This window comes from Pseudoalteromonas sp. 2CM37A (assembly GCF_023161885.1).
Taxonomy (GTDB): Bacteria; Pseudomonadota; Gammaproteobacteria; order Enterobacterales; family Alteromonadaceae; genus Pseudoalteromonas; species Pseudoalteromonas atlantica.
Genome location: NZ_JALNTJ010000001.1, coordinates 744,550 through 757,168, shown reverse-complemented (window position 1 = coordinate 757,168; position 12,619 = coordinate 744,550). Strand labels below are relative to the sequence as shown.

The following is a 12,619-nucleotide window of genomic DNA, read 5'->3' as shown; positions in this document are numbered from 1 at the left end:
TAGACAATAAATCACTTTTTGATTGCTCAATACACTGTAAGCAAACCTAAAGCGCTTAATTTTGCCAAAAATAATAATTAAATTATTAAGTTGATAATGGATTAATACACAATGCTTTTAGAAGACTTACAGGTAATTTTAAAAGTGGCAGAGTTTAAAAGTATTACTGCTGCAGCATCAAATTTAGATATGCGCACCGCCACAGCAAGTGCTGCTGTTAAAAGGGTAGAGCAGGGTTTAGGTTTTGAACTATTTATACGCACCACTCGCCATTTAAGGCTTTCTGCAGCCGGCGAGCGTTACATTCCGCAATGCCAACAAGCAATGGCAATGCTTGAACAAGCCAAAAATACACTTAAAAGCGATGACGATATAATTGATGGTGAGCTGCGTATTGCGCTTTCTTCTGATTTAGGGCGCAACATTGTGATCCCCTGGCTTGACGAGTTCATGCAAACCCACACTCAGCTCAGCTTGCGCGCCAATATAAGCGACAGTAATATCGACTTTTATCGTGACTCGGTCGACATTGCACTGCGTTATGGTAAACCTAACGATGCCAGCATGTACGGTTTTAAAATTTGCGACGTACCGCGTATTTTATGCGCAGCACAAAGCTACCTTGATACACATGGCACGCCTGCTCATCCACATGATTTAACAGAACATAAAGGGCTGTTTTATCAACTGCAAGATATAATTAAAGATGTATGGGTATTTAGCGATGCCAGCGAAAAGTTTAAAGTAAAATTGCACGGTGGCCATGCGGCTAACGATGGCGATTTAGTAAGGCGCTGGTGTGTGTCGGGCAAGGGGCTGGCGGTTAAATCGTGCTTAGATATGTCAAATGAATTACTTGCCGGTAATGTCATAAATGTTATGCCAAACTTTAAACCCACGCCTACAGAGCTTTGGTTGGTGTGCCCAAGTAGGCAGTCAATCACTCCGGCGGTGCGCTTACTTCGCGATGCCTTTAGAGAAAAAAGCGCCGGTATTTTAAAAGCCCTTATTGCAAAAGGGATTATTGATAAAAGCGTGCTTGGCTAATGAAGGACTGATAATGCAAGTTGATGATATTAGAGTGTTTGTGCCGTGTAAAAATTATCAGCAATCGTGCGACTTTTTCAGGCGCTTGGCTTTACTATTGAGCCTGCATCAGCTGATTTAAGTATTGCAACATCAGGTGAATGTAGTTTGTTTTTATACCAATCGTGTTAAGTTATTAGGCATTTATAGCGACAGTTAAATAGCGTGATAACAAGGCATAAATATCGTCATGTAGTTGTTCTACATAAGAAATTTATAACGCTGTTAGCGCTCTATTTAGCACGCTAGAATGATTAAATATTTAAGTCGATTGGTATTAATCGTTACTACAACCAAGAATTTGCTGAAAATTTAATGCTGCAAGTGTGCGTATTAAACATAAACGAAGCCTTTAACACTATTAGTAAGTTAACTCACTTTGATATTCGCTTTGAAGGGATAAAACAAGAGCCGTGGGGTCAAGTGATTTATTTATGGGGACCATCTGGTGAGCTTTTACACATTACAGAGCTCAATTAACTTAAAAAATGCCACCCATTTTAAGCTGGTGGCATTACCTTATTATTAACTTAGTTTTTCATTAAAAAACGCTAAGGTACGCTGCCAAGCAAGTTCTGCTTTTTGCTCATCATAACGCCCAGTAGAGTCGTTATGGAAACCATGATTAGCGCCTTCGTACATGTGCATAATGTACTCAACATTGTTAGCTTTTAAGCTTTTTTCATAATCAGGCCATGTAGCGTTAACGCGTTTATCAAGCTCACCTAATTGAATCATTAAAGGCGCTTTTATATTTTTGTGCAGTGACTCACTGGCAGGAGTACCATAAAAAGGCACGCCCGCGCTCAGTAAGTCACTCTCAACTGCCGCTAAGTAATTAACAATGTAACCACCAAAACAAAAGCCTACAGCTCCCAGTTTGCCGTTACTATTAGAATGACTTTTTAAAAAGTGAGCCCCAGCTACAAAATCGTTTTGAATTTTAGCTCTGTCCATGGTCTTTTGCATGGCGCGTCCTTCATCATCGTTACCAGGGTAGCCACCAAGCGGAAAGAGTGCGTCGGGTGCAAAGGCAATAAAGCCTTTTTTGGCTAAGCGCCTGGCTACATCTTTAATATATGGGTTTAAACCACGGTTTTCGTGAATAACTAATACAACCGGCAGTTTACCTTCAATTTTGCTAGGTACTGCTAAGTAGCCTTTGCCTTTACCATGCCCGTTTGGCGAATCAAATTCTTCGTAGGTGGCTTTAATATCATCATCGTTAAATGATACTTGCTCTGCAAACGCATAATTAGGTAACAGGGCACTGGTTAGTACGCTCATTGAAAAACCAAGTGCAGCTAACCCACCTAGTTTTTTCATAAATGTACGTCGGTCCATTAAACCGTGGGCGTATTCGTCGTACCAATCAAAGGCTTCTTGCGGGATATGATCTGATTGCGGGGGATTCATGGCTGCTCCTTCCATTATTATTAGTTATGTATTGTTATTTATTACCATAACGTATTAGGGATAAAAAACGAGCAGTTTATCTTTTTAAATTTATAGATCTCATTAATATAAAATAAAAGGCTAGTAAACTTTAACTTATCTACCTTCATAGCCCTTCATCAATATTTATAAAAAGCTCGGGAAATTCCGAGCTTTTTTAGTGAGTTACCTAAGTGACGTGTTACGCCATAGCGTCGTTGTCTACAGGGTATTTAGGGTCTTCAACAATGTTAACCTCAACTAAATCACCGGCTTTTTGTAATAACTTGGCAGACTCTGGGCTCAAATGGCGCAAATACAACGTTTTATCTAATGCTTTATAACGCTCACTTAAACCATGTATGGCTTCAATACCTGACTGGTCGCACACTCTGGCACTGGCAAAATCTATACACACTTTTTGTGGGTCGTTATGTGGATTAAATCCTTCTTTAAACGAGGTTATAGAGCCAAAAAATAGATTACCCGTTACTTGGTAGGTTTTTTCGCTTTGCGATTCATCACTACATTGAATACGGATTTCTTTTGCAGAGTTCCATGCATAAACCAAGGCAGAAATAACAATACCTATGCCTACGGCTACGGCTAAATCGAGCAATACGGTAACGGTAGATACCACAATAATGATAAATATTTCAGACTTTGGAACACGACCAAATAAGCGCAAAGATGACCACTCAAACGTAGCAATAACCACCATAAACATAACGCCAATTAAAGATGCCACCGGTATCATTTCAATTAAGCTTGGAAAAAACAAAATAAATACCAGCATAAATAAAGCGGTAGCAATACCTGCTGCACGCCCTCGGCCGCCTGAGTTTAAACAGACCATGCTTTGGCCAATCATGGCGCAGCCACACATGCCACCAAATAAACCACTTAAAATATTGCCCGAGCCTTGCGCTACCGACTCACGATTACCTTGGCCGCGGGTTTGTGTTATTTCATCAATAAGCGAAAGCGTCATAAGGGTTTCTATTAGCCCCACAGATGACAAAATAAGCGCAAGCATGAGCACGGTAATAAGCGCATCGAGCGAGTCGCTATTGGTTAAATCCCAACTAATTTGCGGAAAGTGAAAACTCGGTAATGCACCTTTTAAACTGCCATCAAGTGGGTCGATGGTTTCTTTTAAGCCCTCAGCTACTTTTTGCGCTTCGTTTTCTTGCCATTTAGCCGTAATTTGCGCATCGGTTGGGCGCTCAAGCGCAATATTTTGCGCCACTTCGCTGTATTGCCCATGAGGTACTTGATTTTTTATAGCTGCAAAGTTTTCAGTAATGATCTCTTTTTCAATCATTGAAGTACGCTGCGTGTGCACAACATCGCTAACAAGTTTTGACTCAAGTGGCGTAAAGGTGACCAGCGCCGTACACACTGCTATTGCAGCAAGAGGGGCAGGAATTGCTTTAGTATAGCGCGGTAAAAAATACACAATTGCCATGGTTAACGCAATTAGCCCCATCATGGTAAGCATAGCTGGGCTGGTTAGTTGCATCCAATCGCCTGCGTAGGTAAACATATCGTGTTGCTTATCGTAAACTACGCGAACGTTTTCTTTAAATTGGCCAAATTGCGCCATACCAATCACAATAGCTAAGCCATTTACAAAGCCAAGCATTACAGGGTGAGGTAACAGCCTAATAAATTTGCCCATTTTAAAAGCGCCAAACACTACTTGTAGCACACCGGTTAATACCACGGCGGCCAACAAGTACTCCAGCCCAAACATAATAATAAAGGCGGTGGTGACTACAGCCATAGAGCCAGCAGCACCCGAAATCATACCAGGGCGGCCGCCAAACACGGCGGTAATAAAGCCAACAAAAAACGAGCCATAAAGCCCCATCATTGGGTCAATTCCCGCTACAAATGTAAACGCAACGGCTTCGGGAATGAGCGTAAGCACAGCGGTTAAGCCGGCTAATACATCATTTTTTAAATTAGCGCTGCGTTTGCTTATTAAATCAAACATAGGGTTCCTTAGGGTGCATAAATAAACTAGATGCCATAGCGCTTTAAGCGGATAGCAGTATATTTAGGTGTTTTAAATTTACGTGTATAGGGCGTGTTGATCTTTGCGGATTGAGATTTGTTCAATCTAGGGGCGATCAAATCGCGGCGCGAGGTTTGTAACCTAGTGGGCTCGATAACTGCTCCTGCGTTATTCTAATGACTTACATCCCTGTAAGAATAAGTAAAAACCGAGCAAAGCTTCCGCGTCCTGCTCACGCCCCTTACCTACATCCATGTAGGCAACAAAGAGTTTATCGCCCCTAGGCAGAACCCGAAGGGCAGCGCATGTTTGGCATTTATGCTGCGTTATCGCCTATTTATGGGGAGTAACCACACTTCATAGGCTCTGCCTTGCCTAAAAACCAAACATACTGCTGCAAATTCAAACGCCAAAGGTCAACACGCCCTCGTTATTAGAGCTAAGTGGAGGGCACTTAACTGACAAGCGGCTCAAAACCATTGCGGTGTGAGCTTAATGCTAAGCAATAAAATTATAATGCGTTAGCGATGCTTTAAATTGAGGGCGCATAATACGCTGATATAATTAAAATAATTACCCATAATTTATTTGAAACACTTTATAAAAACTATTAATAATGCAGTGCAATATGCAGGCAATAAAAAGCTCGGCGTATTAGGCCGAGCTTTAATGGTTGGGAGAGAAACTTTAATTATTTGGCAGTGGGTGTCGGTTGAACACTTATAGGTTGCGATTTACCAAGTAGCTTACGGGTAAGGCGCTTAGCGTCTTCTAGTGCTACGTATTGGCAAGGTATAAGTATTAAAGTAATTACCGTGGCAAATAGCACACCAAAGGCCAGCGATACCGCCATAGGAATAACTATTTTAGCCTGTAAGCTGGTTTCCATAATAATTGGCATTACACCAATAAATGTAGTGATTGAGGTAAGCAATATAGCTCTAAAGCGCTTTGCACCGGCTTGCATAACAGCTTGTTTTACGGCCATGCCTTCTGCGCGTGCTTTATTTACAAAATCAACCATTACGAGTGAGTCGTTTACGACTATGCCCGCTACAGCAATAATGCCAAACATAGACAGCCCGCTCATGGTCATGCCTAATATTACGTGACCAAACATTGCACCTACTACACCAAATGGAATAACCGACATAATAATAAGCGGCTGCGAGTATGAGCGAAGCGGAATGGCCAATAAGGCAAATATAATCATCAGCGATATAGCAAAGTCGCGTAACTGCTCATCGGCGCTGTCCATTTCTTCTTGTACGCGCCCAGCCACATTACTTTTAACGCCTGGGTAGCTTTTAAGCAGTGAAGGTAAATAGGTATCGCGAATTTCTTGTGCAATAGCAAACGGCTCAACTTGGTCAGTATTTACTGCTGCCCACACATTAACAGTACGGTTTGAGTTTTCACGGCGAATACGGTTTACACCATCTACTAGCCTAACTTCGGCTACTTCGCTTAACGGTACTTCTGCGCCGGTTGGGGTAATAATACGCGCATTTTGAATGTTGCTAATTGAGTTACGCTCGCTTTCTGGGTAGCGTATCATTACTTTAATTTCTTCGCCTTCGCGTAAAATACGCTGTGCTTCTAATCCGTAGTAACTAAAGCTTACTTGCGATGCAATGTCAGCAAGAGTAAGTCCCATGCTGTAGGCCAGTGGTTTTAAATCAAGCTGTACTTCGTCGGTGGCACTTTGCAGTGAGTCGTTTACATCGCCTACACCTTCCATGCTTTGTAGTTTAGCTTTTAATTTACCAGCTACTTCTTTTAGCTCATCGGCATCTTTGCCTTGTAGCCTAAAGCTTACGTCGCCGTCATCACGTCCGCCGCTAAAGATATTATCTTGAATATTAAGCGTTTTAACACCTGGAAGCGGGGGCATTTGTTCGCGCCACAGGGTGCTTAATGCAAAGGTGTCGATAGGGCGCAAGTGTGGCTCTACTAAAATAGCCATAATGTTTGCTTGAGTACGCCCACGTAAGCTTACCGATAAATCGCGGATCATGCTTTGGCCGTATTGCTCTTCAAGCTCTTTATCTACTTTGAGTAATACATCTTCTATTTTACGGGCCGTTTCAAGGGTGGCTTGCTCCGAAGAGGCCAGGTTCATTTCAAGCGTAATACGCGGAAAATCATGCGGTATTTTAGGGTTAGGCACAAACTTAACTAAGCCGCCTGCAAACATACCTGCACTGACTATTAATATACATAAAAAGCCAATAATTACGGTATAACGATAATGTATACAATGACCTATAAAAGGCGTGTAATAGTTTTGTACAAAGTGTTTTAAGCCACTATCAACCACATTACGCAGTTTATGTAATGGGTTTTTAGGGTTAGGTTTACGTGGGTTCATGGCTGCAATATGCGCAGGTAATATTAGCTTTGATTCAATCAGCGAGAAAATCAAACACAATATAATAACCACACCAATGGCTTTAGAAAACGCAGCGCCTGGGCCCGATGCCATAGCTTGCGGTAAAAACGCCGCGATAGTGGTTAAAACACCAAAAGTGGCAGGCATTGCAACGCGCTTAACTCCGCGAATAACATTATCAAGGCTATGGCCGTGTTTTTCTATTTCGGCACTGGCAGACTCACCCACGACTATGGCATCGTCGACCACAATGCCAAGTACAATAATAAAGGCAAATAACGACACCATGTTTATGGTGATGTCTAAAAAGCCAATTGGCATAAACAAAAAGGCACCTAGAAAAGACACCGGTAAGCCCATCATTACCCAAAAAGCTAAACGCAGCGGTAAAAACAGTGCCAGCACTATCATTACTAAAATACCGCCCCATACCATGTTGTCGATCATCATATCGAGTCGACCTTCAAGGTAGTAAGTTAAATCAACAATAGGGGAGAGCTTTACGCCTTGTGGAAGTTTCGATTGTTTTTCTGCCATGTAGCCTTTAAGAATTTTAGCTACATCGGTAATGTCTTGATCTTTTGAGGCATCTACTTCAAACGTGAGTGAGTTTTTACCGTTATATTTAGAGTAAAGTAAGCCTTCTTCAAAGCCATCATTAATTGTTGCTACATCGCCTAAGTTAATCTGTGCGCCATCGGCAAGCGTTATAAGCGGAAGCTTTGCAAATTCACCACCACGGTAGGCTTGTTTTTCAACACGCATTGAAATATAGCCAGTATCAGAGCGAATTTGCCCTGCCGACATATTGGTAGAAAAATTTTGCACCGCACTTGATACATCTCTAAAAGTTAGGCCATATTCACGTAGTTTGTCGGGGCTTATTTCTATGCCTATTTCGTAATCTAGGCCACTGTAAAAGTCGACTAAATTAACGCCAGGTAAGGCGAGTAGTTCATCTTTTATGTCGTTACCTAGCTCTTTAAGCTGGTAATAACTCATGTCGCCATAAAGCGCGAGGATCATCACCTCTTGCTGAAATTTTTCACGTTGAATAACGGGGCGTTCCATTCCTGCCGGAAAGGTATTGATAGAATCAACTTGCGCTTTTATTTCGTCTAGGGCTTCTTGTAGGTCGTATTTTTCTTCTATTTCTACCCACGCTTGCGCATAACCTCGGTTAGAGTAAGTGATTAAACGTTTTATACCCTCGGTACCTTCAAGGTTTTCTTCAATTTTTATGGTTATGCCTTCTTCAACCTCTTGCGGGGCTGCGCCTGGGTATACCGCTTGAATACTCACCCAGTTACTTTCAAACTGCGGGAATGCCTGTTTACGAATTGTCAGCGCTGTTAAAAGCCCGCCAATAAGTATAAAAATCATGATGAGGTTTGCCGCCACTGGGTTACGTGCAAACCATGCAATTAAGCCTTTTTCTGAGGTACTCATGGTGTATCCTCTTTAAGTGCTAATTGAGTCACATCGCTTTTAGGCTCAGTGCCTTCCAGCTTAACCGCCATGCCTTCTGTTGGGTATTCAAGGGCAGAGGTAATAAGTTGCTCACCACTGTTTAAGCCTTGGTCCGCAATCACCATACCGTTTTGTTCACGTACAATATTAAGCGTTTTAAAACTCAGGGTGTGATCGTCGTTTAAAATAGCAATTTTGTTATTTTTAACTAAATGGTGCGGCACTATAATCGCGTTATCAAGCGCGCGACCTTTTATGGTGGCATTTATATAAGAGCCAAAACGCAGTGGTTTGGTGTTATCAGCGTACGGAGTCGGTAACTGAGCAACTAAATAGCTCATACGGCTGGTTTGATCAACCACACCTTCGCTTCGTACCACCTTGGCTTGCCATGTTGTCTGTTTGCCTGCAAATTCAGCGTTAAGTGTAACCAACGCGCCAATACCGCCGTTATCTAAGTATTGCAGCTCTTTATCTGCAACCGGTAAACGCACCTCTGCAACAGAGGTAGCGCTTAGCTCGCCAAACTTATTACCCGCACTAACCACTGAGCCTAAGCTAATGGTGCGTTGGTTTATTATAGCGTCGTAAGGGGCTTTGATGTACGTGCGTTCTAAATTACGTTTAGTGCGTTTTACACGAGCTTGGGCAGAGCGAAAGTTTGCCATTTTTTCTGCAAGTTGTGGTTTACGTAAATAAAGCTCCGATGCAATTGCATCGCTTGAGTCTGATTTAATACGTTCCCATTCGGCTTTAGCTACGTGAGCTTGCGCGCGTTCTATTTCGAGCGCTGAACTTGCTTGGGCAAGGCCTGCTTCAGCCTCAATTAAATCGGCCTCGTAATCATTTGGATCAATTCGTGCTAAAATATCGCCTTGCTTAACAAACGCGCCTTCAACAAATTGTTCGGCTACTGAAATAACTTGCCCGCTTACTTGTGCAACCAGTTCTGTACGGTCTTTAGGTTTTACTACGCCGTACGATTTAACATCGAGCGTTATTGCATCAATGTTTACGTTTTGCGCAGCAACAAGTGGGCGAGTGTCTTGCTCTGGTTTTTCTTCTGGTGGCGTTTTCATGGCTGAAAGGCCAAAAGCGAGTGCAATCCCGGCTGCTAAAACCGCGACTGGTAATAAAATTTGTTTTTTAGTAGCCACAAGGCATTCCTTCATATATTTGGTGACAAGGCAATAATACGCAATAAAGTGTTTACAAGGCGTTTTAAGATGTAACAAAGCATTACATATGTGTATTACAGATAAATAATGGGCTAGGCAGAGTGTAAATTTAAATACAAAGGCCTGGCTTTAACTAACAGAGGTATTTATGAAAACAGAGCCTATGGCATGTCGCTTAGGCTGCGGCGCATGTTGCATTGCCCCAAGTATTAGCTCGCCAATACCCGGTATGCCAAACGGTAAAAAAGCCGGAGAGCGTTGTATTCAGCTTGATGAGAACAATTTATGTAAACTATTTGGCGATGAAAGCCGCCCTAAAGTATGTAGCGATTTTAGCGCCACGCACGATGTATGTGGGTCAACTAATGCAGAGGCTCTAGCGCTTATTACCGAACTTGAGCAGTTAACCTAGCTTACGAAGTTAATACACATATATTTACATTTATCTATTACCGAGTGATTTTTTTAAGTAATTAAAAGCTGCGCTTTTCACGCGAGCAAGCTCTGCGTCTACCGCAAATGTGTAGATATATGGTTGTTTTGTAGACGTGAAGCTTGCTTACGTGACAGGCAAAGCCTGTAAAAGTGGATTATTTACAAAGAGGGCAAGAGGCGCGGGGCTTTTAGAGGAAGAGATTAACTTTAAGCAGTAGTTGCCTTTTGTTTTCTCATTTACTACTCATTAGCTTCTCTTTGTGCAACTTTTTAGCTTTGCTTTATATAAAAACGCGCTGCTTTTACTGGCTTAAGGCCATAAAGTGAGTAACTCACAAAGAGGGCAAGAGGCGCTGCGCTTTTAGAGGAAGAGATTAGCTCTAAGTAATAGTTGGTTTGTGTTTTCTCATTTACTCCTCATTCGCTTCTCTTTGTGCAAATTTTTAGCTTTGCTTTATATAAAAACGTGCTGCTTTTACTGGCTTAAGGCCATAAAGTGAATAACTCACAAAGAGGGCAAGAGGCGCGGGGCTTTTAGAGGAAGAGATTAACTTTAAGCAATAGTTGGCTTTTGTTTTCTCATTTACTGCTTATTCGTTTCTTTTTGTGCAATATTTTTTCTAAAATAGCGCTTTTATAAAAAACACAGCGTCTACAAATCAAAGTATAAATTGAGTTTGTAAACGCCGGGTTTATTTTCTACCAACTGTACGTTGCGCTTAATGTATATTGTTCACCACGCCCTGGTGTACCAGGTATTTCTTCAAACGACTCATCCCATAAGTTATCTGCCGCTAAAGTAATAAATAAATTGCTTAACTGAGGCGGGGTTATTTTAAGCGTTAGCTGGGTAAATAACGCGTTGTCGTCGCCGTTTCTAAGCGCATTTTTGTGTTGTGTACGCCATTCGTTATCTATTCTAAATTCTAAAATATCAGTTGGGTTATACACAGCGCCAAGTGTTAAACGGTGATCGGGGAAGTTTAACGCGTAAAAACTGGCATCAATATCGGCTGCGCCGTAGTTTTCTGATTTATGTAAATAGGTGTAGCTAGCAATAAGTTTTGCTGTATCAAAGTGCTTAGTCGCTAAAAATTCAACCCCTGCAGTATCAATATCAACGGGGTTTGCAAAGCGCGCCGAGGTAGAGTCAAAATTAAAGGTCCAGTCGGTTAAGTTATTATCTTTTCGATAAAAAATAGCCGAGTTTAACTGCCAGCTTTGCTCTTCAAGTAGTAAACCTAACTCTAAGTTTGAAGTGGTTTCGCGCTCAAGGTTGTAGTTACTTCTAAATAACCCGCCAGAATCGCTACCGCCAATGGCTGTATAGCCTGCAACTTGACTCGCCTGCGCATATGATAAATAAAGGCTTTGCGCTGTGCCGTCATTATTTTGGGTATTTAAGGTTATATCGCCAATGGCTGATACCTCAGCGTCATCACGGTTTGTATCGTCATACGCAGCCCCTAAACGAAAAATAAGCTGTTGGTTAGCCTTTAGCGCCATAGTGTATTGGGGCAATACGCTCAGCTTATAATATTTTCGTGAGGTAAAGTTGTTTTCAAGTGTGGTTGATTCAATCGAGTCATCAATAAATTGTGCTGAGTAATTGATTGCAAACGCATTGCTTTGTGCATGGCGACCTGAAAGAGCAAGCGATTTAACTTCACTTTTATGAAACGCTTCGAATGCACTTGGGTTTTCGCGCGAGTAAATATAGTGATCGTCATGGGTACGGTAATACGCCGATACTTCAAAATTACTGTTTTCAGCGTAATTTTGCTTGTGGTTAAGCATCCAAAGGCGGGTTTCTAAATCTTCAGTTTCGTTAACGCCAAAAGGGGTATACAAGTTAGGCCAGCCAAAAAACTTATCTTGCGAGCCATAAAATAAATCGGTTTGGCTATGCTCGCTTGCCAATTGCACGCGAGCTGAGGCGCGCGAAAAGTCATGGTCACCATTATCAATAGTGCCATCACTTTGCGAGTGAGAATATTCACCTTCAAAACCTAAGGTATAGTCAGCTAAGCTATCAAGTTGTGTGTTTTTAGCAGCGTGAATACTTTGAAGATTAAAGTCGTTCGTACCAGTACCAAGCGATACACTACCGCCAGTAATAATCGGTTTCCAACCAAACGAAACCGTACCTACAGAGCTGTTAATACCGTACAGTGCATTATCAGCACCGGTTAAAACTGCTGGGCCGCTTAGCATTTGCGGTGCAATGGGAATTTCAGCAAAATAATGACCAGATTGCGGGTCAAGCAGGGTAGCACTGCCTACTCTAAAGCCGGTGTTTTCAAAAATACCGCCACGAATAGTTACATCAGCTTGCGCCTCAGCCATATTGCGCGATTGAAGATCTACACGTGGGTCATATTCTAAATTAGAAATAGGCGAGTCAAATGTACCCACAGGCAGTTTATTCGCAGTAGGCGAAGCCTCCACTGTTATTTGCTCGATTGAAGACTCATCAGATAACGTATTAGCATAAACAAATGGGGTAACACTGCATAAAAGTGCAGGCAATATAATGTATGGTGTGCGGTTCATGTGTTTCTCGTCGTTTTTTTATTTGTAGCTGCGGTTACAATTAATTTCAAA

8 protein-coding genes are annotated in these 12,619 nt (G+C 41.9%); 3 read left to right on the top strand and 5 right to left on the bottom strand.

Going from position 1 to position 12,619, the window contains the following annotated elements; all coding sequences use genetic code 11:
* The first annotated feature begins 111 nt into the window (after positions 1-111).
* Positions 112-1,047: a LysR family transcriptional regulator gene (locus tag MTF68_RS03370; protein WP_248461664.1), complete on the top strand. Its 936-nt coding sequence runs from the start codon at positions 112-114 to the stop codon at positions 1,045-1,047.
* Between the two features lie 354 nt (positions 1,048-1,401).
* Positions 1,402-1,566: a hypothetical protein gene (locus tag MTF68_RS03365; RefSeq protein WP_240452915.1), complete on the top strand. Its 165-nt coding sequence runs from the start codon at positions 1,402-1,404 to the stop codon at positions 1,564-1,566.
* Between the two features lie 45 nt (positions 1,567-1,611).
* Here the strand turns inward: MTF68_RS03365 and MTF68_RS03360 are convergent, their stop codons facing one another.
* The 4 genes from MTF68_RS03360 to MTF68_RS03345 all read right to left on the bottom strand — a co-directional run bounded on the left by MTF68_RS03360 (position 1,612) and on the right by MTF68_RS03345 (position 9,559).
* Positions 1,612-2,502: a dienelactone hydrolase family protein gene (locus MTF68_RS03360; RefSeq protein ID WP_248461663.1), complete on the bottom strand. Its 891-nt coding sequence runs from the start codon at positions 2,500-2,502 to the stop codon at positions 1,612-1,614.
* A 220-nt stretch (positions 2,503-2,722) separates the two neighbouring features.
* Positions 2,723-4,519, bottom strand: coding sequence for a SulP family inorganic anion transporter (locus MTF68_RS03355; RefSeq protein WP_248461662.1), 1,797 nt, complete (start codon positions 4,517-4,519; stop codon positions 2,723-2,725).
* Positions 4,520-5,231: 712 nt separating this feature from the next.
* Positions 5,232-8,381, bottom strand: coding sequence for an efflux RND transporter permease subunit (locus tag MTF68_RS03350; RefSeq protein WP_248461661.1), 3,150 nt, complete (start codon positions 8,379-8,381; stop codon positions 5,232-5,234).
* Positions 8,378-9,559, bottom strand: coding sequence for an efflux RND transporter periplasmic adaptor subunit (locus tag MTF68_RS03345; protein WP_248461660.1), 1,182 nt, complete (start codon positions 9,557-9,559; stop codon positions 8,378-8,380). Before MTF68_RS03345 ends, MTF68_RS03350 begins: the two co-directional genes overlap by 4 nt.
* Before the next feature lie 169 nt (positions 9,560-9,728).
* Between MTF68_RS03345 and MTF68_RS03340 the strand changes: the two genes are divergently transcribed.
* On the top strand, positions 9,729-9,992 hold the full coding sequence (locus MTF68_RS03340) for a YkgJ family cysteine cluster protein (RefSeq protein WP_248461659.1): 264 nt from the start codon (positions 9,729-9,731) through the stop codon (positions 9,990-9,992).
* Positions 9,993-10,714: 722 nt separating this feature from the next.
* On the opposite strand, the gene MTF68_RS03335 is transcribed toward MTF68_RS03340, so the two are convergent.
* The gene (locus tag MTF68_RS03335; protein ID WP_248461658.1) at positions 10,715-12,568 is read right to left on the bottom strand and encodes a TonB-dependent receptor; all 1,854 of its coding nucleotides are present in this window, start codon (positions 12,566-12,568) and stop codon (positions 10,715-10,717) included.
* Between the last annotated feature and the right edge of the window lie 51 nt (positions 12,569-12,619).